The sequence below is a fragment of the Streptomyces humicola genome (genome assembly GCF_024436035.1).
GTDB lineage: Bacteria > Actinomycetota > Actinomycetes > Streptomycetales > Streptomycetaceae > Streptantibioticus_B > Streptantibioticus_B humicola.
This window is the reverse complement of the sequence record NZ_JANFNG010000006.1, coordinates 27556-52109: the sequence shown is the minus strand read 5'-3', so window position 1 is coordinate 52109 and position 24554 is coordinate 27556. Positions and strand designations below refer to the sequence as shown.

The 24554-nt window shown below is 71.1% G+C and carries 28 protein-coding genes; 23 read left to right on the top strand and 5 right to left on the bottom strand.

The genetic code is table 11. From position 1 onward, the window contains the following. Nucleotides 1-35: 35 nt before the first annotated feature. The 7 genes from NGB36_RS10545 (at nt 36) to NGB36_RS10515 (ending at nt 5282) form a co-directional block, all read left to right on the top strand. Nucleotides 36-1871: a phosphatidylglycerol lysyltransferase domain-containing protein gene (locus NGB36_RS10545; RefSeq protein WP_255919925.1), complete on the top strand. Its 1836-nt coding sequence runs from the start codon at nt 36-38 to the stop codon at nt 1869-1871. Between the two features lie 126 nt (nt 1872-1997). After that, complete coding sequence (folP, locus tag NGB36_RS10540) at nt 1998-2852, top strand: dihydropteroate synthase (RefSeq protein ID WP_255919924.1); 855 nt, start codon at nt 1998-2000, stop codon at nt 2850-2852. Next, entirely contained in the window at nt 2849-2980 is a 132-nt protein-coding gene (locus NGB36_RS10535; RefSeq protein WP_255919923.1) for a hypothetical protein, read from the top strand. Before folP ends, NGB36_RS10535 begins: the two co-directional genes overlap by 4 nt. Further along, nucleotides 2977-3462 (top strand): nuclear transport factor 2 family protein, encoded by a 486-nt coding sequence (locus NGB36_RS10530; RefSeq protein ID WP_255919922.1) that lies wholly within the window; start codon nt 2977-2979, stop codon nt 3460-3462. The genes NGB36_RS10535 and NGB36_RS10530 overlap by 4 nt, the downstream gene beginning before the upstream one ends. 314 nt (nt 3463-3776) lie before the next feature. Then, nucleotides 3777-4136, top strand: a complete 360-nt coding sequence (gene folB / locus NGB36_RS10525; RefSeq protein ID WP_255919921.1) for a dihydroneopterin aldolase — start codon at nt 3777-3779, stop codon at nt 4134-4136. Then, nucleotides 4133-4723, top strand: coding sequence for a 2-amino-4-hydroxy-6-hydroxymethyldihydropteridine diphosphokinase (gene folK / locus NGB36_RS10520; RefSeq protein WP_255919920.1), 591 nt, complete (start codon nt 4133-4135; stop codon nt 4721-4723). Before folB ends, folK begins: the two co-directional genes overlap by 4 nt. Nucleotides 4724-4790: 67 nt before the next feature. After that, the gene (locus NGB36_RS10515; RefSeq protein WP_255919919.1) at nt 4791-5282 is read left to right on the top strand and encodes a DUF3180 domain-containing protein; all 492 of its coding nucleotides are present in this window, start codon (nt 4791-4793) and stop codon (nt 5280-5282) included. 18 nt (nt 5283-5300) lie between these two features. Here the strand turns inward: NGB36_RS10515 and NGB36_RS10510 are convergent, their stop codons facing one another. Next, nucleotides 5301-6497 carry an ABC transporter ATP-binding protein gene (locus tag NGB36_RS10510; RefSeq protein ID WP_255919918.1) on the bottom strand — a complete coding sequence of 399 codons (1197 nt, stop codon included), beginning with the start codon at nt 6495-6497 and terminating at the stop codon, nt 5301-5303. A 171-nt stretch (nt 6498-6668) separates the two neighbouring features. On the opposite strand from NGB36_RS10510, the gene NGB36_RS10505 reads away from it, so the two are divergent. The 4 genes from NGB36_RS10505 (at nt 6669) to NGB36_RS10490 (ending at nt 10146) form a co-directional block, all read left to right on the top strand. Next, the gene (locus NGB36_RS10505; RefSeq protein ID WP_255919917.1) at nt 6669-7355 is read left to right on the top strand and encodes an ABC transporter permease; all 687 of its coding nucleotides are present in this window, start codon (nt 6669-6671) and stop codon (nt 7353-7355) included. Further along, nucleotides 7355-8086: an ABC transporter permease gene (locus NGB36_RS10500; RefSeq protein ID WP_255919916.1), complete on the top strand. Its 732-nt coding sequence runs from the start codon at nt 7355-7357 to the stop codon at nt 8084-8086. The genes NGB36_RS10505 and NGB36_RS10500 overlap by 1 nt, the downstream gene beginning before the upstream one ends. Further along, nucleotides 8071-9057 carry an ABC transporter substrate-binding protein gene (locus NGB36_RS10495; RefSeq protein ID WP_255919915.1) on the top strand — a complete coding sequence of 329 codons (987 nt, stop codon included), beginning with the start codon at nt 8071-8073 and terminating at the stop codon, nt 9055-9057. Before NGB36_RS10500 ends, NGB36_RS10495 begins: the two co-directional genes overlap by 16 nt. Nucleotides 9058-9234: 177 nt before the next feature. Beyond that, a complete protein-coding gene (locus NGB36_RS10490; protein ID WP_308288831.1) occupies nt 9235-10146 on the top strand; it encodes a coiled-coil domain-containing protein in 912 nt (303 codons plus the stop codon). 23 nt (nt 10147-10169) lie between these two features. Here NGB36_RS10490 and NGB36_RS10485 read toward each other — a convergent pair whose 3' ends face one another. After that, the gene (locus NGB36_RS10485) at nt 10170-11315 is read right to left on the bottom strand and encodes an NADH-quinone oxidoreductase subunit D (protein WP_255919913.1); all 1146 of its coding nucleotides are present in this window, start codon (nt 11313-11315) and stop codon (nt 10170-10172) included. Further along, a complete protein-coding gene (locus NGB36_RS10480; protein ID WP_255920093.1) occupies nt 11312-12310 on the bottom strand; it encodes an SAM-dependent methyltransferase in 999 nt (332 codons plus the stop codon). Before NGB36_RS10480 ends, NGB36_RS10485 begins: the two co-directional genes overlap by 4 nt. A gap of 167 nt (nt 12311-12477) precedes the next feature. Between NGB36_RS10480 and NGB36_RS10475 the strand changes: the two genes are divergently transcribed. Together NGB36_RS10475 and NGB36_RS10470 are read left to right on the top strand one after the other, a co-directional pair. Continuing rightward, nucleotides 12478-13674, top strand: a complete 1197-nt coding sequence (locus tag NGB36_RS10475; RefSeq protein WP_255919912.1) for a sensor histidine kinase — start codon at nt 12478-12480, stop codon at nt 13672-13674. A gap of 58 nt (nt 13675-13732) precedes the next feature. Next, complete coding sequence (locus NGB36_RS10470) at nt 13733-14419, top strand: response regulator (RefSeq protein ID WP_255919911.1); 687 nt, start codon at nt 13733-13735, stop codon at nt 14417-14419. Between the two features lies 1 nt (nt 14420). Here the strand turns inward: NGB36_RS10470 and NGB36_RS10465 are convergent, their stop codons facing one another. After that, nucleotides 14421-15587, bottom strand: a complete 1167-nt coding sequence (locus tag NGB36_RS10465; RefSeq protein WP_255919910.1) for a threonine aldolase family protein — start codon at nt 15585-15587, stop codon at nt 14421-14423. A gap of 124 nt (nt 15588-15711) precedes the next feature. On the opposite strand from NGB36_RS10465, the gene NGB36_RS10460 reads away from it, so the two are divergent. From NGB36_RS10460 to NGB36_RS10415, 10 genes are all read left to right on the top strand, one after another. After that, nucleotides 15712-16626, top strand: a complete 915-nt coding sequence (locus NGB36_RS10460) for a Rossmann-like and DUF2520 domain-containing protein (protein WP_255919909.1) — start codon at nt 15712-15714, stop codon at nt 16624-16626. After that, the gene (panC, locus tag NGB36_RS10455; protein ID WP_255919908.1) at nt 16623-17477 is read left to right on the top strand and encodes a pantoate--beta-alanine ligase; all 855 of its coding nucleotides are present in this window, start codon (nt 16623-16625) and stop codon (nt 17475-17477) included. Before NGB36_RS10460 ends, panC begins: the two co-directional genes overlap by 4 nt. Next, the gene (locus tag NGB36_RS10450; protein WP_255919907.1) at nt 17474-19189 is read left to right on the top strand and encodes an L-aspartate oxidase; all 1716 of its coding nucleotides are present in this window, start codon (nt 17474-17476) and stop codon (nt 19187-19189) included. The genes panC and NGB36_RS10450 overlap by 4 nt, the downstream gene beginning before the upstream one ends. Next, nucleotides 19186-20214, top strand: a complete 1029-nt coding sequence (gene nadC, locus NGB36_RS10445) for a carboxylating nicotinate-nucleotide diphosphorylase (protein ID WP_255919906.1) — start codon at nt 19186-19188, stop codon at nt 20212-20214. The genes NGB36_RS10450 and nadC overlap by 4 nt, the downstream gene beginning before the upstream one ends. A 7-nt stretch (nt 20215-20221) precedes the next feature. Then, on the top strand, nt 20222-21019 hold the full coding sequence (locus NGB36_RS10440; protein WP_255919905.1) for a type III pantothenate kinase: 798 nt from the start codon (nt 20222-20224) through the stop codon (nt 21017-21019). Between the two features lie 72 nt (nt 21020-21091). After that, nucleotides 21092-21970, top strand: coding sequence for an HhH-GDP family DNA glycosylase (locus NGB36_RS10435; protein WP_255919904.1), 879 nt, complete (start codon nt 21092-21094; stop codon nt 21968-21970). 193 nt (nt 21971-22163) lie between these two features. Then, the gene (locus NGB36_RS10430) at nt 22164-22367 is read left to right on the top strand and encodes a hypothetical protein (protein WP_255919903.1); all 204 of its coding nucleotides are present in this window, start codon (nt 22164-22166) and stop codon (nt 22365-22367) included. An 87-nt stretch (nt 22368-22454) separates the two neighbouring features. Continuing rightward, nucleotides 22455-22880: a BlaI/MecI/CopY family transcriptional regulator gene (locus NGB36_RS10425; protein ID WP_255919902.1), complete on the top strand. Its 426-nt coding sequence runs from the start codon at nt 22455-22457 to the stop codon at nt 22878-22880. A 9-nt stretch (nt 22881-22889) separates the two neighbouring features. Beyond that, nucleotides 22890-23408, top strand: coding sequence for an amino-acid N-acetyltransferase (locus tag NGB36_RS10420; protein WP_255919901.1), 519 nt, complete (start codon nt 22890-22892; stop codon nt 23406-23408). A gap of 180 nt (nt 23409-23588) precedes the next feature. Continuing rightward, the gene (locus NGB36_RS10415) at nt 23589-23936 is read left to right on the top strand and encodes a histone-like nucleoid-structuring protein Lsr2 (RefSeq protein WP_255919900.1); all 348 of its coding nucleotides are present in this window, start codon (nt 23589-23591) and stop codon (nt 23934-23936) included. On the opposite strand, the gene NGB36_RS10410 is transcribed toward NGB36_RS10415, so the two are convergent. Continuing rightward, complete coding sequence (locus NGB36_RS10410) at nt 23915-24514, bottom strand: SCO3374 family protein (protein ID WP_255920092.1); 600 nt, start codon at nt 24512-24514, stop codon at nt 23915-23917. The two genes, NGB36_RS10415 and NGB36_RS10410, sit on opposite strands and share 22 nt — an antisense overlap. Nucleotides 24515-24554: the final 40 nt, after the last annotated feature.

The following is a 24554-nucleotide window of genomic DNA, read 5'->3' as shown; positions in this document are numbered from 1 at the left end:
TTGCCTTGAATGGGTTCCCTCAGGGGGCGGCATCAATGGCTGAGTCGTCCGCCACACGTCCTCGACTGCCGCGCCTTCAGCCGAGCAACAAGGTGCCGACGGTGGTGGGCACACTGGTCGCTCTCATCGGTCTGCTCGACCTGGCCACCGGCATCATTCCCAAGCTCCGCCACAGCAAGGTGCACACGCTCGCCGGATACCTCCCGGGCACTGTGACCAGCATCGCACTCGCCGCATCGATCATCATCGGCATCCTGCTGCTGATGCTGGCCCACGGTCTGAAGCGGCGTAAGCGGCGGGCGTGGCGTACGGCGGTCGTGCTGCTCCCGGCGAGCCTGGTGATCGACGCACTGCACCACCGGGGAGGCATCGGACATGTCATCCTTACGGTGGTCCTCCTTGTGGTGCTTCTCACACATAGGAGTGAATTCTCCGCGCTCTCCGACCCGCGGACGCGCTGGCGGGCGCTGTTCAACTTCGTCGTCCTGACGATGGTCAGCTTCGGCATCGGTCTGGTGATCGTCAGCTCCCACCCGCGCGACGAGATCGGCAACCCCGGCATCATCGCCCGCGTCGAGACCGTTTTCTACGGCCTCTTCGGCTTCGGGGGCCCGGTGCACTACAGCTCCGACCGAGTCGGCGACATCGTCGGCTACTCGCTCGGCGGCCTCGGCTTCCTGATCCTGTTCACCACCGTCTACCTGGTGCTGCGCCCCGAGCACCCGACGGCCGTCCTCAACGCCGAGGACGAACGCCGCATCCGCGAACTGCTCGCCAAGCACGGCCGCCGCGACTCGCTCGGCCACTTCGCGCTGCGCCGCGACAAGAGCGTCATCTTCTCGCCCACCGGCAAGGCCGCGATCTCCTACCGGGTGATCTCCGGCGTGATGCTCGCCAGCGGCGACCCCATCGGTGACGTCGAGGCGTGGCCGGGCGCGATCGAACGCTTCATGGAGGAGGCCCGGGCGCACGCCTGGATCCCCGCGGTCGTCGGCTGCAGCGAGACCGGCGGTGAGGTGTGGACGCGCGAGACGGGGCTCGACGCCCTGGAGCTCGGTGACGAGGCGATCGTCGAGACCGCCGGCTTCTCGCTCTCCGGGCGCGCGATGCGCAACGTCCGGCAGATGGTCAAGCGCGTCGAACGCAACGGCTACACCTGCCGGATGCGGCGGGTGAGCGAGCTCACCGACGAGGAGAAGGCGCGGATCCGCTCGGCGGCGGCCGACTGGCGCGGCACCGACACCGAGCGCGGTTTCTCCATGGCGCTCGGCCGGTTCGGCGACCCGGAGGACGGGGACTGCGTCGTCGTCACCGCGCACAAGACGGAGGAGAACGACCCCTCACCGCACGGCGATCTCAAGGCCGTACTGCACTTCGTCCCGTGGGGCAAGGACGGCATCTCGCTTGAGCTGATGCGCCGTGACCGCAGCGCGGACGCAGGCATGAACGAGATGCTCATCGTCCACGCGCTGCAGAACGCACAGGAGTTGGGGATCACCCGGGTCTCCCTCAACTTCGCGATGTTCCGCTCGGCGCTGGCACGCGGAGAACGGATCGGCGCCGGGCCGGTGTTGCGCTTCTGGCGCGGGCTGCTGGTCTTCCTCTCCCGCTGGTTCCAGATCGAGTCGCTGTACAAGTTCAACGCCAAGTTCCAGCCTGTGTGGGAGCCGCGCTTCATGGTCTTCCCGAACAACCGGAACCTGCCGCGCATCGGCTTCGCCGTCATGCAGGCCGAGGCGTTCATCACCCTGGAGCTCCCGGCGCGGGTGCGCCGTTGGATCCCGGGGCTGAGCAGCGAGCCGCGGTCGCACCAGTGCGCCCATGCGGAGGACGACGGGCAGGTCGCCGCGGTCGGCGGCCGCGCCGCCTGAGGCACGACTGCACCGCTCACGGGCGCACCGGCTCCCGACCGGTCCGGGTCGGTCCGGGCCGGTCCGGGTCGGTCCGGGCCGGTCCCGTTCGGCCCCCGGCCGGGGGTGAACGCCTAGGCTCTAGACATGAGTGCGTTGCGAGGCCGGGTGGCCGGTCTTCCCGACTGGGACCGGTGCGCGGTGATGGGCGTGGTGAACGTCACGCCTGATTCCTTCTCCGACGGCGGTCTGTGGTTCGACCCGGAGCTCGCCGTCAAGCACGGCCTCGACCTGATCGCGGCGGGCGCCGATCTGGTGGACGTCGGCGGCGAGTCGACCAGGCCGGGGGCACGTCGCGTGGGCGAGGCCGAGGAGCTGCGCCGGGTCATCCCGGTCGTCAGGGAGCTGGCCGCCGCGGGCGTGCTGGTGAGCGTGGACACGATGCGCGCGTCGGTCGCGGCCCGCGCCGTGGACGCGGGGGCGCGGCTGGTCAACGATGTCAGCGGAGGCCTCGCGGACCCGGCGATGGTGCCGATGGCGGCTCAGGCCCGGGTTCCGTTCGTGGTGATGCACTGGCGCGGCCAGAGCGTCGACATGAACAACCGTGCGGTCTACGGTGACGTGGTCGCCGAAGTGGTGGACGAGCTGCGCCGCAGGCTCGACGAGGTCGTCGCCGGCGGCGTCGACCCGGAGCGCATCGTCGTCGACCCCGGCCTGGGATTCGCCAAGGACGCCCCGCACGATCTCGCGCTCCTCGCCCATCTGAAGGAGCTGCGCGCGCTCGGCCGCCCGCTGCTGGTGGCCGCGTCCCGCAAGCGCTTCTTGGGCCGGGTGCTCGCCGGCGATACGGGCGACCCGCCGCCGGCGCGCGAGCGGGACGCGGCGACCGCAGCGGTCTCCGCGATCGCGGCGCGCGAGGGCGCGTGGGCGGTGCGCGTCCATGAGATCCGCCCGTCCGCGGACGCGGTACGGGTGGCGGGGGCCATCGAGGACGCGGAGTGAGCAGGCCTGTGAGCGGCGCGCGCGGGGCCGCCGGGGCGCAGGCGACGGTGACGCCGGAGCCTCTCGCCGAGCGCACGGCAGTGGCATCAGCCGCCGGCGCGGCGGGACTCACGAAGGAGGCGCTGTGAGCGACGCGCGCGAGGGGGTCGAGCAGGCCAACCAGGCGTTCTACGATGCCGTCGAGGGCGGTGATCTCGCGGCGCTCGAGGACGTACTGCTCGATGGCGATCTCGCCGGTTCGGTGTCCGTGGTGCACCCGGGCTGGCCCGTGCTGCGCGGCCGCGGCGAGGTGCTCCGCTCATATGCGCTGATCATGGCGAACACCGACTACATGCAGTTCTTCCTCACCGACGTCGAGGTCGCCGTCGCCGGTGACACCGCGCTGCTCACGTGCAGCGAGAACATCCTCAGCGGCGGTCCCGCCGAGCCGGACGGTTCGGCGGGGGAGCTGGTCGGCGGCCTGGTCGTGGCGACCAATGTCTTCCGCCGCACCGGCGAGAGGTGGCGCCTCTGGTCTCATCACGCCTCGCCTGTGATGGCTGACACAGAGGATGACGAGGAAGAACGGGCGAACGGGGACGCAGAGGGCGGAACGGACGCCTCGTCGTAACCGGAGCCGGGTGCTCCCGACACCCGTGCGCAGTCGGACCGGAGTCATCCGACATGCAGGTGGGCCACTCGTTCGAGCCAAGAACTCCCCAAGGCAGGAGTGGAATCGGCGACTGTCGGGTAGGGGCGGCTGCATGCGGCGGCGGGCCCCGCTGGCCCGCGGAACCCCCTCCCACGGCTCGGCCGGCCGCTGCGTGCGTGAGCACCCCATGGGCAAAAGCTGTCGGTGTTCGCAGGTAGATTCGACGTGAGGACAGCTGTCGCGATGGGCGCGACCGTACCGATATGTCCGACGACCAGCAGGGGTGATGTCTCGTGGATCATGTCGCGCTGCGCGGCTTGAAGGCCCGCGGGCACCATGGTGTCTACCCACAGGAGCGTGAAGAAGGCCAGACCTTCGTCGTGGATCTGGTGCTCGGCCTCGACACGGCCCCTGCCGCCGCCGGGGACGACCTGACCAAGACCGTTCATTACGGCGTCGTGGCCGAGGAGGTCGTGGACGTCGTGCGGGGCGAGCCGGTCGCGCTGATCGAAACGCTCGCCCAGCGCATCGCCGACCAGTGCCTGAAGCACGCGGCGGTGCAGGAGGTCGAGGTGACCGTGCACAAGCCGGAGGCCCCGATCACCGTGCCGTTCGACGATGTGACGATCACCATCCACAGGAGGCGCCCGTGAGTTCCGACCCGACCGTCCAGCCGGTACCCGCCTCCGTCGAGCGCAAGGTCGACGACGCCGACACCACCCTGCAGAACCCGAAATGGGCGGTGGTCGCCCTCGGCAGCAACCTCGGCAACCGTCTGGAGACGCTGCAGGGCGCCGTCGATGCGCTGGAGGACACCCCCGGTCTGCGCGTCAAAGCCGTCTCCCCGGTCTACGAGACCGAGCCGTGGGGCGTGGAGCCCGGCAGCCAACCGAACTATCTCAACGCCGTGGTGCTGGTGAAGACGACGCTGCCGCCCGTCTCCCTGCTGGAGCGCGGCCACGCTATCGAGGAGGCGTTCGAGCGGGTGCGCGACGAGCGCTGGGGCCCGCGCACGATCGACGTCGACATCGTCTCGTACCAGGACGTGGTCTCCGACGATCCGCAGCTGACCCTGCCGCATCCGCGCGCACACGAGCGTGCCTTCGTCCTCGCGCCGTGGCATGACGTGGATCCGGCGGCGGAGCTGCCGGGGCGCGGCCCCGTGACGCAGCTGCTCGCCCATGTCGGCCACGCGGGGGTACGGCCGCGCGTCGACGTGGAACTGCGCCTCCCGGAGTAGACGTTGTCCTCAGGGCCAACCAAGTGCACCGCGCACTCCCGGCCGGCGTCGTGATGAGGAGTGGTCGTTGAAGCAGCTGCGGTTCAGGGTGCTGGTCGGGTTGTTCGTGGTGGCCGGGGTGCTGGCGTGGGCCGGTGCGCGGTTGTGGGATGCGTTCGGCACGCTGCCCGGGGTGCCGGTGGCCGCTCCCGTCGTCCTTGCGATCATCGCCGTCGTGCTCGCCGCAACAGCGTTGTCGCTGCGGCAGCGGCTGCGGGCACAGCGTGAGCGCACGCCGGGCGCGAAGGGCGTGGATCCGCTGCTTGCCGCGCGTGCGGTGGTCTTCGGCCAGGCGAGCGCCCTGGTGGCGGCGCTGGTGGCGGGGATCTACGCCGGCGTCGGGGTCTTCCTCGTCGTCTCCGAGCTCGGCATCCCGGCGCGCAGGGACCAGGCGGTGTACGCGGGTCTCGCGGTGGTCGCGGGCGCGGCGGTGGTGGCGGCTGCGCTCTTCCTGGAGCGGGTGTGCAGGCTGCCGGAGGACGACGAGCACAACCACCGGGGGGCCGCGCCGTCGGCGTGACGGCGGTCCTCGGTGCGCTCACGCGCCCGGGATGGTCTCCAGCGCGACGTCCGCGCGGGACGCGCCGCGTGCGTCCGCGTCGATCGAGCGGCGCAACGCCTCGTGCAGCCGGGACGGGGTGAGGACGCCGCGGAAGCGCTCCGCGCCCTCGCCGTCGAGCACCGCGATCCAGCCCGCATCGTGCTGCAGCATCACGCTGAACGCCTGTTTGAGGCTGGCGCCCAGGGGCAGCCAGGCCTCCATTCGGCGGGCGTGGTCGCGCACCGGCTGGTCGTCGGGCGCCTGCGCCAGCGCGTCGGCGGAGACCCAGCCGTGCAGGGTTCCGTCGCCGTCGAGGACGACGGCCCAGCGGGCATCGAGTTCGCGTAGGCGCGACGTGGCGGCGCTCGACGGGTCGTCGAGGCGCAGTACGGGCGGCTGTTCGAGGTCGCCGGGCTCGATCGGCGTGACGGAGAGCCGTTTCAGGCCGCGGTCGGAGCCGACGAAGTCGGCGACGTAGGGCGTGGCGGGGGCGCCGAGCACGGCGGCGGGGGTGTCGAACTGCTCGATGCGCCCTCCCCCTGCTCCGCGGGGGGACCCCCCGCCGTAGACCGCGATGCGGTCGCCGAGCCGCACCGCCTCCTCGATGTCGTGGGTGACGAAGAGCACGGTCTTGCGCACTTGTTGCTGCAAGCGCAGGAATTCGGACTGGAGATGGTCGCGCACCACCGGGTCGACGGCGCCGAACGGCTCGTCCATCAGCAGCACGGGCGGATCGGCGGCCAGCGCGCGGGCGACGCCGACGCGTTGCCGCTGACCGCCGGAGAGCTGGTCGGGGTAGCGGCCGCCGTGGACGGCGGGGTCGAGGCCGACGAGTTCGAGGAGCTCGGCGGCGCGTTCACGGGCCTTGCGGCGCGGGTGGCCGAGCAGATGCGGGACGGTGGCGGTGTTCTCCAGGACTGTCTTGTGGGGGAAGAGTCCGACCTGCTGGATGACGTATCCGATGCGGCGTCGCAGTGCCACCGGATCGAGTGTCGATATGTCGTCACCGTCGAGGAATATCCGGCCTTCGGTGGGCTCGATGAGCCGGTTGACCATCTTCATGGTGGTGGTCTTGCCGCAGCCGGACGGGCCCACGAGGGTGACGAGTTCGCCCTCGGCCACCTCGAAGGAGAGATCGTCCACGGCGGTGGTGCCGTCCGGGTAGCGCTTGGTGACGTGCTCGAATCGGATCATGGACGCTCATCGGTCGGGGGCGGGCGGGTGTTCGCACGACCGTACCTTGCACGCGTGGTGTGAAGGCAGTGTTGCTGCCGTGTGGCGGTCCGGCCCGATTGTCAGTGCAGGGGGTTAGGGTCGTCGCAGATCGGATTCGCGCCATGGGGGACACGATGGGGGAGGTGCGGAATGGCGGGCCAGGACTGCTTGGCGGCGAACGACTGGATCTGCGGTGAGTATGTGCGCTCGCGCAGCCAGGAGTTGACCGACGCCACGCTGCAACACCTGTGGATCACAGGGGTGTCGGTGGGCATGGGCCTGCTCGTGGCGTTCCCGCTGGCGCTGATCGCACGGCGGTGGCGGCCCGCGGCCGGGCCGGTGCTGGGGTTCACCACCATCCTCTACACCATTCCGTCGCTGGCGATGTATTCGCTGCTTCTGCCGGTGTTCGGTGTCTCGGCGTCGGTGGTCGTCACCGGTCTTGTGCTGTATTCGCTGACGATTCTGGTGCGCAACATCGTGGCCGGCCTCGAATCGGTGCCCGAGGACGTGCGCGAGGCGGCGCGGGGGATGGGGTACGGGCCGCTGCGGCTGCTCTTCGGGGTGGAACTGCCGCTGGCGCTTCCGGCGGTGATGGCGGGGCTGCGGATCGCCACGGTCTCGGCGGTCTCGCTCACCACGGTCGGTGCGATCGTCGGCTACGGCGGGCTCGGCAACCTCATATACGAGGGGATGAACAGCCTGTTCAAGGCGCAGGTGCTCACCGCGTCGGCGATCTGCGTGGCGATGGCGGTCGCGGCCGATGTGCTGCTGCTGGGGGTGCAGCGGCTGCTGACACCGTGGACGCGGGCGGGCCGCAGGAAGGCGGTGGCCTGATGGGTGCGGTGTCGGGAGCCTTTGCCTGGTTGACCACGGGTGCGCACTGGGCCGGCGGCGACGGGGTGTGGCACAGGCTCGGGGAGCATGTCTACCTCACCGCTGTGTGCCTGGCGATCACCTGCGCGATCGCCCTGCCCGTCGCCGTGGTGCTCGGCCATCTGGGCAGGGGCGGTGCACTTGCCATCAACGTCTCCAACGCCGGTCGTGCAGTGCCCACGTTCGCGGTGCTGGTGCTGCTGGTGCTCAGCCCTCTGGGCCGGTACGGGCAGTGGCCGACCATCATTGCGCTGGTGCTCTTCGCCATACCCCCGGTGCTCACCAACGCCTATGTCGGGATGCGCGAGGTCGACAGGAACGTCGTGGAGTCCGCCCGCGGCATGGGGATGACGGGCCGTCAAGTGCTGGTCCGCGTCGAACTTCCGCTGGCGTTCCCGCTGATCATGACGGGGATACGCACCGCGGCCGTGCAGGTGGTCGCCACGGCGACGCTGGCCGCGCTGCCGGGTGGCGGTGGTCTGGGGAGGGTGATCACCGCCGGGTTCAACCGCTACGACACCCCGCAGGTAGTCGCGGGTGCGCTGCTCGTGGCAGCGCTGGCGCTGCTGGTCGAGGCGTTCTTCGCCGTACTGCAGCGGTTCGCCGACCCCTCCCGGCATCGTCGGCGAAACCGTAACGCATTGGGCAATCAACGCATTCTTGGCATACCGAAGAGATGGGTGACGCAATGAGTAAGGGCCAGCGCGGAATACGTACCGTCGGCGCGGCATCGGCGGTGGTGGTGCTCGCGGCCGGCCTGAGTGCCTGCGGCGGCAGCAGCCTCGAACAGAAGGGCTCGGGCTCCGGGGCGAGCGGCTCCGGTTCCAAGGGCACGCTCGTGATCGGCTCCGCCGGATTCACCGAGTCCACTGTCCTGGCGCAGATGTATGCGGAGTTGCTCGCCAAGGCCGGATATCGGACGTCCGTCACGACCCTTGCCAACCGCGAGCTGTACGAACCGGCGCTGGAGAAGGGGCAGATCGATGTCGTGCCGGAGTACGCGGCCACGCTCGCCGAATTCCTCAACGCGAAGGCGAACGGCGCGAATGCCAAGCCCGTCGCCTCGTCCGACATCACCTCCACCATGGCGGCGCTGACCAGGCTCGCCCAGCCGCGCGGTCTGAAGGCTCTCGCCGTGGGGAACGCGGTCGACCAGAACGCCTTCGCGGTGTCGACGTCCTTCGCCGCGGCGCACCACCTCAAGACCCTCAGCGATCTCGGCAAGTCCGGGCTGAAAGTGAAGCTGGCGGCCGGCGACGAGTGCTCGGACCGGCCGTTCTGCGAGCCGGGCCTGAAGTCGACGTACGGCATCGACATCACCGGCATCGACCCGAAGGGTGTCGGCACCCCGCAGGCGAAGCAGGCGGTCAAGGACGGCACCGACCAGCTCGTCCTGACCACGACGACGGACGCCACGCTCGACGACTTCGGGCTGGTGCTGCTGCAGGACGACAAGAAGCTGCAGAACGCGGACAACGTCCTGCCCGTGGTCAACGCCAAGTACGCCGGCTCGGCCGCGGTTGCCGACGCCCTCGACAAGCTCACCAAGGTGCTCACCACCGCCGACCTCACCCAGCTCGACAAGCAGGTGGACGCCGAGCGCATGAAGCCTTCGGATGTGGCGGATGCGTATCTGAAGTCGAAGGGACTGATCAACGGATGATCAAGACCTGATCAACATCGAAACCATGATGTGACCTAACAGGCGGCGGTAAATTGTGTGGCCGCCTCCCACACGCCCCTTTCGCACGCTAAGTTTCAAGCCATGCCACGTGGACGACACCGCCATTCACCGCCGCTGCACCGGCTCCTTCCCCCGTTGACGGTCGCAGGGTCGGCCATGGCCCTTGCCGTCGGTGCCTGGTTCAGCCCGAGCGGGCACGAAGCGGTCATCATCCGCGTGCTGGTCGCGGCGGCCGCAGCCGTCGCGTGCACGGGCGCGGTCCTGCTGCGCAAGTGGGACCGCGCTGCAGGCAAGCGCGTGGCGGACCTGACCGCCGCCCGCCTCCGCGACGAATGGCGCACCGACGAGCGCATAGCGGAGCTCGAAAGCGACGTGGAGGAGTCCCGCGAGCTCCGCCGCACCCTGGAGACGCAGCTGCGCGCCAAGCGCGGTGAACTGGCGCGGCTGCGGGGCGAGCACGCCGAGCTGCTGCGGCGCTACGCCACCGCCGAGAGCGAACGCGCCCGAGCCCTGGAGAGCCGCCGTCAGCTGGCGATAGAGGCCGCGACGGCACCGCGCGCGATCGCCCCGCCGCCCGCCAACCCGTTGAGCGCGTCCGCGTTCCGCGAGGCGGCCGAGGCGCTTCGCAAACTCGCCCATGACAACGATGACGCAGCGAGCGCGACAGGTGCCACGGCCGTGACGGCCGCTGCGGCGGAGGACGCCGCGGACGCCACAGACGCGGTGGCGCAGCAGCAGCCGCGGGCCGCAGAGGCGGCGAGCGGCAAGCCGCGGCTGCCGGTGCGCGAGCACCAGCTGGTCCCGGCGGTGGCGGCCGCCGTCCTCCCGTACGCCAACCCGCAGCGTGCCACCGGCAACCGCCAGCAGGGCGGCTTCGATTTCTTCGGGCTGCAGAAGACGGCCGCCGCCGACGATCTCGCGGACGTCATCGGCGACGAGGCCCACGCCGAGCACGTGGAGCGGCAGCAGCAGGAGCAGGACGATCACGAGCACGAGGTCATCGACCTCACCGCACACGACGACACCGAGCAGCTCGACGTCCGCGCGTTGCGCGCCCAGTCCTCCTAGTCCTTACCTTTCGTCCGTACTCGTCACTTGTCGATGTCTCCGACGACGAAGAAGAACGACCCGAGGATCGCCACCATGTCGGCGACCAGCGTCCCCGGCAGCAGCTCGGTCAGCGCCTGGATGTTGTTGTAGGAGGCCGACCGCAGCTTGAGGCGGTACGGGGTCTTCTCACCCTTCGAGACCAGGTAGTAGCCGTTGATGCCGAGGGGGTTCTCCGTCCAGGCGTATGTCTCGCCCTCGGGGGCCTTGAGCACCTTCGGAAGCCGCTGGTTGATCGGCCCGGGCGGCAGTTCCGCGATCCGGTCGAGGCAGGCGTCGGCGAGGTCGAGCGAGTTGTGCGTCTGCTCCAGCAGGCACTCGAACCGCGCCAGGCAGTCGCCCTCGGTCCGCGTGACGACCTTCAGGGTGTCCTGCAACTCCCCGTACGCCAGATACGGTTCGTCCCGCCGCAGATCGAAGTCGACACCGGAGGCCCGCGCGATGGGCCCGCTCATCCCGTAGGCGTGCACGATCCGCGGCGCGAGGGTGCCGACGCCCCGGGTCCGCCCGCGGAAGATCTCGTTGCCCAACACCAGCCGGTCGAAGACCTCCATCCGGGAGCGCACGTCGGCCACCGCCTGCCGGGCGCGCCCGAGCCAGCCGTTCGGGAGGTCCTCCTTCAGGCCCCCGACCCGGTTGAACATGTAGTGCATCCGGCCGCCGGAGATCTCCTCCATCACGTGCTGGAGCTCCTCGCGCTCGGTGAACGCGTAGAAGATCGGCGTGATCCCGCCCAGTTCGAGCGGGTACGAGCCGAGGAACATCAGGTGGTTGAGCACCCGGTTCAGCTCGGCGAGCAGCGTGCGTGTCCACACGGCGCGCTCCGGGACCTCCATGCCCAGCATCCGCTCGACCGCGAGCACCACACCCAGCTCGTTGGAGAACGCCGAGAGCCAGTCGTGGCGGTTGGCGAGCATGACGATCTGGCGGTAGTCGCGCGCCTCGAAGAGCTTCTCCGCCCCGCGGTGCATGTAGCCGACGACGGGCTCGGCGTGGCTGATCCGCTCGCCGTCGAGCGTCAGCCGCAGCCGCAGCACGCCGTGGGTCGCGGGGTGCTGCGGCCCGATGTTCAGCACCATGTCGGTCCCCTCGGCGGCGCCGCCGATACCGATCGTGGTCTCCGTCGTCATGGGGACAGTCTCCCAGGTGATCCGCCGCACCGCGGAAACGGGGGCGCGCACCCGACCCCCACCACCAGCCACGAGAAATCCCCCAGCCCGCCGGGGGCGAGGAGTTCCGCCGCCTCGCCCGCCGCGGCCAGCGCCCGCACATACGCCGCGGCATCCTGCGCCGCCAGCGCCAGCGGGGGGCGCCGCCCCGCGACCCCCAGGGCGCGCAGCGCGTCCCGCTGCGACACCGCCATCACCCCACCGGGCCCACCCCCGGCTGCCGCCGCGCACGCGTCCACCGCGACATGGGCCGTCACATCGCACGACCCGTCCGGGACGGGACTCACCTCCCGTCCCTCGCGGAAACCGGTCAGGGTGCCGAAGGGCGGACGCGCATCGCGCTCGTGCGCGTAGTCCACGGCGACGGCCACCCCGCGGGTGAGCGATCCCACCGCCGCCGCCCAGGCATCGTCCCTCGTGCGGCCGATCTCGGCCCGCGCGCCCGGCTCGCCCGCGATCGGCCACCACTGCTCAAGCCACGCGGCGTCCCGGCCCTCGACGGGGGCGCCCAGCCGCTCCGTGCCGTCCGACGGCCGGACGAGCACATAGCGGGGCACGCCGTCCTCGTCCACCTCGGCGACGTCGACAGGGACGTTGTCCAGCCATTCATTGGCGAAGAGCAGCCCCGTCACACCCTGCGGTGGCGTGTCCGTCCACCGGATGCGCTCGTCGAGCCCCTCCGGGCGTGCGGCCCGCTCGACGGCGTACGGCTGCAGCCGCGCCGCCACCTGGTGCGGCAGGCACGCGAGCACCCCCGCCAGCAGCTCGCCACGCCCGGCACCGACGTCCACGAGCGCCAGCCTCCCGGGCCGGCCGAGCACCTCGTCGACCCGCCCCAGCAGCTCCGCCACGGCGCCCGCGTACAGCGGCGAGGCATGCACCGACGTGCGGAAGTGCCCGGCCGGGCCCTCCGCGCGCCGGAAGAAGCCCCCGGCGCCGTACAGCGCCCTCTCCATCGCCTCCCGCCAGGAGATCCACTCGCCGGTCACTGCTCAACCCTAGGCGCAACCGCAGGCCGCAGCGGTTGGCCGAAGGCGCCTCCACCCTGCGGAGTACCCGCCCCCGCCAGGATCGCCCTGCCGGTTGACCCCCGCAGATATCGCCGGTGCCTACTCTGGGTGACGTGCAGCGTCTCTACGACTTCTTCCGCAGGCACCCGACAGGGGTCGACACCTTCTGGGGCGTCATCCTGTTCGCGGTCTCCGCGCTCGAAGTCATGCAGCACACCCCCTTCACCGGCCGCGAGCGGCTGCTCGACCTGCTCGCCGCCTTCGCGCTCTCCCTGGCCGTCGCCCTGCGCCGCCGCAGGCCCGAGCGGATGCTGCTGCTGACGGTCGCGGTCGGGGCCGGTCAGCTCGCCGCCGACGTCCAGATATCACCCGCCGACTTCGCAATGCTGGTCATCGTCTACACCGTCGCCTCCACCGGGGCCCGGTGGGCCTCGCTGCTCGCGCTCGTCGGCGGCCTGTGCGCCGCGCCGCTCGCGCAGTGGCGCTGGCACAGCAGCTTCGACACCGGCTGGACGTGGCTGATCCAGGCCGTCTTCCTCACCATCCCGTTCGCCCTCGCCTGGGTGATCGGCGATTCGCTGCGCACCCGCCGCGCCTACTACGCCCAGCTCGAGGAGCGCGCCGAGCGGCTGCAACGCGAGCGCGAAGCACAGTCCAAGGCCGCGGTCGCCGCCGAGCGGGCCCGCATAGCCCGGGAGCTCCACGACGTCGTGGCGCACAACGTCTCGGTGATGGTGGTGCAGGCGGACGGTGCGGCCTACGTCCTGGACAGCTCTCCGGAGCAGGCGAAGCAGGCGCTCGGCACGATCTCGCAGACCGGCCGCCTCGCGCTCGCCGAGATGCGCCGCCTGCTGGGGCTGCTGCGCGCGTCGGACGACAGCGGCGGGGAGTACGTGCCGCAGCCCGGCGTCGACCAGCTGGGTGATCTCATAGAGCAGGTGCGTGGCGCCGGCCTGCCGGTCGATTTCGCCGTCGACGGCTCCCCGCGGCCGCTGTCGAGCGGCGTGGAGCTGACGGCCTACCGCATCGTGCAGGAAGCACTCACCAACACCCGCAAACACGGCGGCCCGTGCGCCCGCGCGACCGTCCATCTCACCTACGCCGAATCCGAGTTGCAGATGCTCATCGAGGACGACGGGCGCGGTTCGCAGCACGAGTTGTACGAGGACGGCGGCGCCGACGGCCTCGGCCAGGGGCTGATCGGCATGCGGGAACGCATCACCATGGTGGGCGGCACTCTGGACACCGGACCGCGGCCGGGCGGAGGCTTCCGCATCAGCGCGGCGCTGCCGCTGAAGCCGGCACGTTGAGAACCAGCACGTCGAGGCCGAGGGCCGAGGGCCGAAGTCGAGGGAGGGAACGAAAACGATGGCGATCCGCGTGATGCTCGTCGACGACCAGGTGCTGCTGCGCACCGGATTCCGGATGGTGCTCCAGGCGCAGCCCGACATGGAAGTCGTGGCCGAGGCGGGCGACGGCGCGGAGGCGCTGGAGGCGCTGCGCACGACGCCGGTGGACGTGGTGCTGATGGACGTCCGCATGCCGAAGCTCGACGGCGTCGAGGCGACCCGCCGGATCTGCGGCGCACCCGGCCGCACCACGGGCGACGACGGGCCACGGGTGCTGATACTGACCACCTTCGATCTCGACGAGTACGCCTTCGCGGCGCTCAAGGCGGGCGCGAGCGGCTTCATGCTCAAGGACGTCCCGCCCGACGAGCTGCTCGCCGCGATCCGCGCCGTCCACAGCGGTGACGCGGTGGTCGCGCCGAGCACGACCCGCCGCCTCATCGACCGGTTCGCGCCCATGCTGCCGAGCGCCACCGAGCCGGACAGCGCGGAGCTGAGGCGGCTGACCGAGCGGGAGCGCGAGGTGCTGCTGCTGGTCGCCCAGGGGCTGTCCAACGGGGAGATCGCCGAGCGGCTGGTGCTCTCCGAGGCGACGGTCAAGACGCACGTCGGCCGCATCCTCACCAAGCTGGAGCTGCGCGACCGGGTCCAGGCCGTGGTGCTCGCCTACGAGACGGGCCTGGTGCGGGCCGGCGGCCTCACCTGAGTCACCCCTGCTCGGCCCGCGCCACGCGGTCCACCCGTTCCAGGAAGTCGCCGACGGCCTCGGCGACCGCCGCCGCCGTCCACCGCTCCACGTCCGGCCCGGCGACGGTCACCTCGGTCGTCGACAAGCCCGGCACGCCCGGCTCCCACCAGCGCCGGAAGAGCGCCGTCTTCGTCTCCTCCGCCTGGAGCAGCCCGGCCTCGTCCAGCACCTGAGGCGGATACGGCAGCCACACCTGGAACTGGTGGGTCTGCGGCACCTCGGGGTGCAGCCTCGACCACGGCGCCGCGCCGAGCGCGTCCCGTAGCGCCTTCGCCACGACCTTGGCGTGCGCCACATAGCCGGGAAGGCGCGGCCGTTCGTCACGCAGCCCGGCCAGTGCTGCGAGCGCGGCGGGCCACTGCTGGAAGAGCTGACCGCCGTAGCGGTGCCGCCACGTTTTCGCCTCCTCCACCAGAGCGTCGGGACCGGCGAGCGCGGCACCCGATATGCCGCCCAGCGACTTGTAGAACGAGACGTAGACGCTGTCCGCGAGTCCGGCGATCTCCGGCAACGGCCGTCCGAAATGCCCGGTGCACTCCCACAGCCGCGCCCCGTCGAGGTGCACCACGGCATCGCGCTCGCGGGCCGCCTCCACCACGGCGGTCAGCTCCTCCCAGGACGGCAGGACGAAACCGGCGTCGCGCAACGGAAGTTCGAGCATCAAGGTGCCGAACGGCTCGTCGAGGTCGCGCACTTCGTCCGCGGTCGGCAGCCGCGGAGTACGGGTGGGGTGCACCGTGCGCAGCCCGGTAAGGGCCGAGAGCGCGCCGCGCTCGTGCACCTCGGGATGGGCGAGCGGATGCAACGCCACCACGGGATTGCCGGTCCGTCCGGCCCAGCAGCGCAGGGCGACCTGCTGCGCCATCGTCCCGGTCGGGAAGAACGCCGCCGCCGGAAGCCCGAGCAGTTCCGCGACCCGCCGCTCCACCGCCTCGACGACCCCGTTGCCATAGATGTCGGTCGGCTCGCCGAGGTCGTACACGGCGGGCGCGTCCGCCGCCAGCCGGGCGAGCCGCTCACCGAGGCTCTCCGGCCGGTGGCCGAGTATCCGCTCGGCCCCACGCCAGGCGGCGATCCGACGCTCCTGCGCCTGCTGCTCGTCCGTCATGCCCGTGCGCCCGTTCATGCGCCGATCATGCCGCAGCCACCCTGCACCGGAAACCGCCCGGAGCCGACGGATGGCGCTCACGTAGCATTGAGCGATAGTGAACGTCCGGTACCCGCCGAGGACTGGAACGGAAGGCCGTCGCGTGAACACCCCCCGCACCACCGAGTCCGCCAAGGACCGGCCTGCGCGCCTGACCGTCGGAGTCGTCGGCGCAGGCCGGGTCGGCCCCGCGCTCGCCGCCGCGCTCCAGCTCGCCGGCCACCGCCCTGTCGCGGCCTCCGGGGTCTCCGACGCCTCCCGCCATCGCGCGGAGACCCTGCTGCCCGGCGTGCCGCTCGTCGAACCGGACGAGGTGCTGGCCCGCGCCGAGCTCGTCCTGCTCACGGTCCCCGACGACGTGCTGCCCGGTCTGGTCTCGGGTCTCGCCGCCACCGGAGCGGTCCGCCCCGGCCAGCTGCTGGTGCACACCTCGGGCCGGTACGGCACGTCCGTGCTCGATCCGGCGTTGCGCGCCGGGGCGCTGCCGCTCGCCCTGCACCCCGCCATGACCTTCACCGGCACCTCGGTCGATGTCCAGCGGCTCGTCGGCTGCTCGTTCGGCGTCACCGCGCCGCAGCAGCTGCGGCTCGCGGCGGAGGCGCTGGTGGTGGAGATGGGCGGTGAGCCCGAGTGGATCGAGGAGGAGGCGCGCCCGCTCTACCACGCGGCCCTCGCCATCGGCGCCAACCACCTCGTCACGCTCGTCGCCCAGTCCATGGAGCTGCTGAGCGCGGCCGGCGTCGAGGCGCCCGGACGTATGCTCGGCCCGCTGCTCGGCGCGGCGCTCGACAACGCGCTGCGCTCCGGCGACCAGGCGCTGACCGGGCCGGTCTCGCGGGGCGACGCCGGTACCGTCGCCGCCCACGTGGAGGTGTTGCGCCGCCACTCGCCGCAGGCCGTTGCCAGCTATGTGGCGATGGCGCGCGCGACGGCGGACCGTGCGCTGGCCGGCGGAATGCTCAAGCCGGAGCTGGCCGAGGCGCTGCTCGATGTGCTCGCCGAGGGAGGGTCCCGTTGACCGAGTTGCTGCACACCGCTCGCGAACTGCACGCCGCGGGCGGCGCACGCAGGCCGCGCGCGGTCGTGATGACGATGGGCGCGCTGCACGAGGGCCATGCCGCGCTCATCCGCGCCGCCCGCGAGCGGGCGGGCGCCGACGGGCAGGTCGTCGTCACCGTCTTCGTCAACCCGCTGCAGTTCGGCCCGAACGAGGACCTCGACCGCTATCCGCGCACCCTCGACGCCGACGTGAAGCTCGCCGAGCGGGAGGGCGCCGACATCGTCTTCGCGCCCTCCGCCGACCAGGTCTACCCGGGCGGCGAGCCGTGGGTCCGGATCGCCGCGGGCCCCATGGGGGAGCGCTACGAGGGAGCCTCGCGGCCCGGACACTTCGACGGGATGCTCACCGTCGTGGCCAAACTGCTCCACCTCACCCGCGCCGAGATCGCCTTCTTCGGCCAGAAGGACGCCCAGCAGCTGGCGCTGATCCGCCGCATGGCCGCCGACCTGAACTTCGACACCGAGATCGTCGCTGTGCCGACGGTCCGCGAGAGCGACGGGCTGGCGATGTCCAGCCGCAACCGCTATCTGACGCCCGACGAGCGAGCCGACGCCCTCGCCCTGTCCCGCGCCCTGTTCGCCGGGCGCGACGCGCTCACCGCGGGACCCGACGCGGTACGGAAAGCGGCTCGCGCCGTGCTCGACGCGTCTCACGGTCTGGCCGTCGACTACCTTGCCCTGGTCGACCCGGCAGACTTCACCGAGGCCGCCTCGGACCACACCGGTCCTGCGGTCCTCGCCGTCGCGGCGAAGGCAGGCACCACGCGGCTGATCGACAACATCCCCCTGCAGTTCGGAGCCCGCAGATGAACGCCAGCGCCACCGGCCACCACACCGGAATACGGCTGCTCGCACCCGCCCCCGGCTGGGCCATCGAGGCCGACGTGGTCGTCGTCGGCTCCGGAGTCGCGGGCCTGACGGCGGCGCTGCGCTGTGCGGCCGAGGGCGCCAAGGTCACCGTCGTCACCAAGGCGAAGCTCGACGACGGCTCGACCCGCTGGGCCCAGGGCGGCATAGCGGCCGCGCTCGGCGACGGCGACACCCCTCGGCAGCACCTCGACGACACGCTGGTCGCAGGGGCCGGGCTGTGCGACGAGAACGCGGTGCGCACCCTGGTCACCGAGGGCCCCGACGCCGTACGCCGGCTGATCGCCTCGGGCGCGCGCTTCGACACCTCGCAGGCGACCGGCGAGATCCTGCTGACCCGCGAGGGCGGCCACCACCGCAGCCGCATCGCGCACGCGGGCGGTGACGCGACCGGTGCCGAGGTCTCCCGCGCGCTCGTCGACGCCGTACGGCAGGCAGGCATCGAGACCGTCGAGAACGCCCTCGTCCTCGACCTGCTCACCGACGCCGAAGGCCGGACCGCGGGCGTCTCCCTGCACGTCATGGGGGAGGGGCAGCGCGACGGGGTCGGCGCGGTGCACGCCAGGGCGGTCGTCCTCGCCACCGGCGGCATGGGCCAGGTCTTCTCTGCCACCACCAACCCGGCGGTCTCGACCGGCGACGGGGTTGCGCTCGCGTTGCGCGCCGGAGCCGAGGTGAGCGACCTGGAGTTCGTGCAGTTCCACCCGACCGTGCTGTGGCTCGGCCCGGACGCCGAGGGCCAGCAGCCGCTGGTCTCCGAGGCGGTACGCGGCGAGGGCGCCCACCTCGTCGACGCCGACGGCGTGCGGTTCATGCAAGGGCAGCACGAACTGGCCGAACTGGCACCGCGCGACATCGTCGCCAAGGGCATCATGCGCCGCATGCACGAGACCGGCGCCGACCACATGTACCTCGACGCCCGCCACTTCGGCGCCGAGATGTGGGAACGCCGCTTCCCGACGATCCTCGCCGCCTGCCGCGCGAACGGCATCGACCCGGTCACCGAGCCGGTCCCGGTCGCACCCGCCGCGCACTACGCGTCCGGCGGGGTACGCACCGATCTGCGCGGCCGTACCACCGTCCCCGGCTTGTACGCGTGTGGCGAGGTGGCGTGCACCGGCGTTCACGGCGCGAACCGTCTCGCCTCCAACTCCCTCCTCGAAGGCCTGGTCTTCGCTGAGCGCATCGCCGAGGACGTGACGTCCTCGCTCCGGGCGCCCGGAGCGCCGGTGGTCCCGGCGCCGTCCCGCGATCCGCTGCTGGAGCCCGCCGTGCGGTACGAGGTCCAGCGGATCATGACCGAGGGCGCCGGGGTGCTGCGCAGCGCCGAGAGCCTGGAGCGCGCCGGCGCGGCCCTGGCGCGCATCCAGGAGCAAGCGGTCGAGGCCCTGGAGCGCGACGAGAAGACCGCTGAGCCGTGCGTGGAGAGCTGGGAGGCCACCAACCTCTGCCTCGTCGCGCGGGTGCTGGTCGCCGCCGCGCGCCGCCGTGAGGAGACCCGTGGCTGCCACTGGCGCGAGGACCGCCCGCTGCGAGACGACGAGAACTGGCGGCGCCACCTCGTCGTCCGTCTCAGTCCGGACAGCGCGCTGTGCGTCGACACGACCGACACGACTGCGTTTCCCCCCACCACCCACGCGGAGGCCCGACCGTGAGCAACCCCGACCTTCCCCTCCTGCAGATCGGCCGCCCGGGCCAGTCGCCCGCGCCGGCGTCCGCGGGCGACGTGGGCTGCGGTGACGGCTGCGGCTGCGGCGCCGGTGGTGAGGGCTACGACCTCGACCCGCTCGAATGCGGCCTCGATCCCGACCTCGCCGGGCTGCTCGCCGACGCCGGGCTCGACCCCGTCCAGGTCGAGGACATCGCGCACATGGCGATCGAGGAGGACCTCGACCACGGCGTGGACGTGACGACGGTGGCGACCGTGCCGGAGGACGCCGTCTCCGTGGGCGACTTCACCGCGCGCGAGGCGGGCACCGTGGCCGGCCTGCGGATCGCCGAGGCGGTGCTCTCCGTCGTGTGCACCGATGAGTTCGAGGTGGAGCGGCACGCCGAGGACGGCGAACGGGTCACGGCGGGCCAGGTGCTGCTGAGTGTCCGCACCCGCACCCGCGATCTGCTCACGGCCGAGCGCAGCGCGCTCAACCTGCTCTGCCACCTGTCCGGTATCGCCACCGCCACCCACGCCTGGGCCGATGTGCTGGAGGGTACGAAGACCAAGGTCCGCGACACCCGCAAGACGACACCGGGGCTGCGCGCGCTGGAGAAGTACGCGGTGCGCTGCGGCGGCGGCGTCAACCACCGCATGTCGCTGTCGGATGCGGCCCTGGTCAAGGACAACCACGTGGTAGCGGCCGGCGGCGTCGCGGCCGCGTTCCGTGCCGTGCGCGAGGAGTTCCCCGATCTGCCCATCGAGGTCGAGGTCGACACCCTCCACCAGGTGCGTGAAGTCCTCGACGCGGGCGCTGACTTGATCCTGCTGGACAACTTCACCCCGGCCGAGACCGAGGAGGCGGTCGCGATCGTCGCCGGCCGCGCTCTGCTGGAGTCCTCCGGCCGTCTGACGCTGGAGAACGCCGCCGCCTACGCCGCCACCGGCGTGGACTACCTCGCCGTCGGCGCGCTCACCCACTCCTCCCGGATCCTCGACATCGGCCTCGACCTCAGGTCGGAGGGCTGATCCGGCCATGCTGCTCACCATCGACGTCGGCAACACCCACACCGTCCTCGGCCTCTTCGACGGCGAGGAGATCGTCGAGCACTGGCGCATCTCCACCGACGCACGACGCACCGCCGACGAGATGGCGGTCCTTCTCCAGGGCCTGATGGGCATGCACCCGCTGCTCGGTGAGGAGCTGGGCGACGGCATCGACGGCATCTCGATCTGTTCGACCGTGCCGTCGGTGCTGCACGAGCTGCGCGAGGTGACCCGCCGCTACTACGGGGACGTGCCGTCGGTGCTCGTCGAACCGGGCATCAAGACGGGCGTGCCGATCCTGATGGACAACCCCAAGGAGGTCGGCGCCGACCGCATCATCAACGCCCTCGCCGCCGTACACCTGTACGGGGGACCGTGCATCGTGGTCGACTTCGGCACCGCGACCACCTTCGACGCGGTCTCGGCGCGCGGCGAGTACGTGGGCGGTGCGATCGCGCCCGGCATCGAGATCTCTGTCGACGCGCTGGGCGTGCGCGGTGCGCAGCTGCGCAAGATCGAGCTGGCGCGCCCGCGCAGCGTCGTCGGGAAGAACACCGTCGAGGCGATGCAGTCCGGCATCCTGTACGGCTTCGCGGGCCAGGTCGACGGCATCGGCGAGCGGATGGCGCGCGAGCTGGCGGACGACCCCGACGACGTGACGGTGATCGCGACCGGTGGGCTCGCGCCGCTGGTGCTCGGCGAATCCACCGTGATCGACTACCACGAGCCGTGGCTGACCCTCATCGGCCTGCGGCTGGTGTACGAGCGGAACGTCGCCACGTCCTGACTGACGAATGTCCGACCCGCCCGACTTGCCGTAATACGCGATGTTTGTCCATTTAGTACGTAAAGTTGGGCCATGCCCACGCCACACGGTTCCCGAGGGGGCATGGCGTTCAGCGCGGATGAGCTGCGTGTGCTCCGGCGCGCCCTCGCCGAGGCCCTCGTCACAGCACCCGACACGACGCCTGTCCAGGACCGGACGGGTCACGGCCACGGCCGCTGCCGCGATGTGACGGAAGTCCAGGAGTATCTGCGGCTCGCCGAATCCGTGGAGGAGGCGGTGCGCGAGGGCGGTCGGCTGCGGTCCTTCCTCCTCGCCGATCTCTCCCTCTACCGCGGCGCTCTGCCCGGTACAGCCGCCGACTATCTGGAGCGGCTCGCCGAAGCGCTCGACGCCGGCTATCTGCCGACGCCCGAGGACCTGGCGGCGCTGCGCGGCCTGAGCCGCCTGCCGTGCACGCCGGCCGAGTCCTATCGCCGGGATGGGATGCGGCGCCGCTGCGAGGACCTCGCCGAACAGGCCGTGCGCGCCAAGCTCGAAGGCCGTGCCCCTCGCACCAGGCCGCAGATCGCCGACCGCGCGCGGCTGCTCGCGCTGCCAGGCGGCCGGCCCTCGCTCCGGGAGGAGCGGGCCACCCGGGATGTGCTGGACGTCCTCATCCCGGTTCCGGCGCGGGCCGCGGGCGAGCCCGCGAAGAAGCCCGGGCCTGCGAATCCGAAACCCGGGCCGAAGCAGCCGGAACGGACTCCGGCGCCGGCCCCGCAGGAGAATCCGAAGACGGCTCCCACCAGAGAGCCGAGCAGAGAGCCGACCAGAGAACCGAGCAGAGAACCGAGCAGGGAGCCTGGCAAGGAACCGGAGCGGGAACGGCGGGTACCGACGCCCGCGGAGATCTGGCCGCCGCGCCGCCGCCCCGCCCCGCCGCCCCCGCAGCAACGGCGTGCAATCGGCTGACCTCACGGTTTTCCGTTCCTCAACCCCGGCATCGCCTCAACACCGACTCGAATTCACCACAGAATTGCCACAGGCATCCCGCGATGCACACCTGCGCGTCGTCACGGAATCCGGCACGGCTACCCTGAGATGGTTCGAATGAGCCGGCAGAAGCCGGAAGCCGGGAGAGCCCGGGAGAAGGAGTGAGGCGATCGTGGACTACGTCTCCGCGCTTGTGCCGCCCGTAGTGATGGCGGTGGCCTTCACCGCCCTCGTCGTGACGCTGATCAAAAACCAGGGTGGCCCCAACAAGGCGAAGGAGGACGCGGCCGTCGACGCGGCGTTCGCCCGCGCCGAAGGTGTGCGTCAGGCGACCGCTCCCACGGGGGCCGGCGCCGCGGAAGAGCCCGAGAGCTGATCCACCCGGACGCATCGTCCGCACGTTCCCCATTCCCGTACGCCCGAAAAAAGCCGCATCCGTTACTTTTGCCACTAGTATTCGGGTGTGGTGCGGCCTTTGGGAGATCTGGAAGACGTGGTCATGACCCGGGTATGGCAGTGGAACCGCCCGGTGACCGTACGCGAAGTGCTGGAGGACCTGCAGCAGGAGAGGTCCATCGCGTACACGACCGTGATGACGGTAATGGACAACCTCCATCAGAAGGGTTGGCTGCGCCGCGAACACGAAGGCCGGGCCTATCGTTATGAGGCCGTTTCCACCAGGGCCGCGTACGCGGCCGCACTGATGCACGAGGCGTGGGCGGCGAGCGACAACCCGGCGGCCGCCCTCGTGCAGTTCTTCAGCATGATGTCGCCGGAACAACGCGAAGCCCTGCGGGACGCGTCGCGGATCGTGCAGCCAGAAGAGCCACCCGGCCACGGCGGGGATCCGGGTGAACCCGCCGCGCCCGACGAGCCCGGCGGGCGATAGCGTCCCCTCATGTCCTTCGCATCAAATGTGGTCACCGTCAGACGCGCCAGGACCGGCGATGTGCCTGCGGTTCGCCGACTGCTCGACGGCTATGCGCGCGACCGTATCCTCCTCGACAAGCCGACGGTGACGCTTTACGAGGACATCCAGGAGTTCTGGGTCGCCGAACAGGACGCCGACGCGGAAGTCGTCGGCTGCGGCGCACTTCATGTCATGTGGGAAGATCTCGCGGAGGTACGGACGTTGGCGGTCCGCCCCGACCTGCACGGCAAGGGCGTCGGGCATCAGTTGCTCGTCAAGCTGCTGCAGACCGCTCGCTGGCTCGGTGTGCAGCGCATTTTCTGCCTCACCTTCGAAGTCGACTTCTTCGCGAAGCACGGCTTCGTGGAGATCGGTGAGACACCGGTGGACCGAGATGTCTACAGCGAGCTCCTCCGTTCCTATGACGAGGGTGTCGCGGAGTTCCTTGGTCTCGAACGGGTGAAGCCGAACACTCTCGGCAACAGCAGGATGCTCTTGCATCTGTGAACCGCGGCGATCTGTGAACAGTATGTCCGTTACGCGCACTCCGGAAGGCGGGAGTGCCGTACTGGTGCACGGCTTCCCCTCCACCGGGGGTTTGTGTTTTTCGCGGAAAAGCGGTTTCCTTTTACCCGTACTGCTTTATCCCGGGGTCTCCCCGGAACCATATCGATGAAAGGGAAGCCCGTGGCACAGAAGGTCCAGGTCCTTCTTGTTGACGACATCACCGGCGGCGAGGCCGACGAGACCGTGACGTTTGCCCTCGACGGCGCCACGTACGAGATCGACCTCACCACGGAGAACGCGGACAAGCTCCGCGGCCTGCTCGCCGACTACGTCGAGGCCGGACGCCGCACCGGCGGCCGCAGCTCTCGCGGCCGCGGCCGCGCGTCCCGTAGCGCTGCCGGTTCCGCTGCCGCCGGCCAGGACACCGCCAAGATCCGCGCCTGGGCGAAGGAGAACGGCTACGAGGTAAACGACCGCGGCCGCGTCCCCGCCACCATCCGCGAGGCCTACGAGAAGGCGCACGGCTGATCCTCGGTCGGAACTGACGATGCCGGGAAGAGCCTGGCACGGTGGCACTGGGTCGCCAGTGCGCCGAGCAGCGACGCCAGGCCCACGGGATCGTGCGCCCCGCACCGGCTGCCCGACCTGTCGCTTGACCATGTGAGCGCGGGCAGCGTCGGCTCCACCTCGCGTCCCGGCTCGGGAGGCCGCAGCCAGACCGGCCGTCGCCGGTCGCCTGCGGCCTCCCGCTCTGCGTGAGGAGGGACCGGGGCGGGAATGCTGCCACCCGCTCCGTGGGCCCGCAGATCCAGCTCGATACCGCTCCATTCCAGCCATTCGAACAAGCCCGGCAGCTCTTCCGCGCTGCCCGCCGCCACCAGCAGCAGGACGCGGTCGCCGCTGCGTGCGGCCGGTCCCGTCCTCCCAGTGGCCGTGTGGCTGTTCATGCGGCGCAGGAACGCCAGTCCCGCTCCCGCCGGCACGTCGAGTGCGTCGAAGCGCAAGCCGGTGCGCAGCCGTAGTGGCCGGTCATCCGTCGTGGCCCATCCGAGCTCACGCTCGTACCAGTTCTGCCTCTTCAGCGTCCTCGGCGTCGCGGGTCCCATGCCCGGTGCAACTGCCACGGCGCGGGATGGTTACGGAATG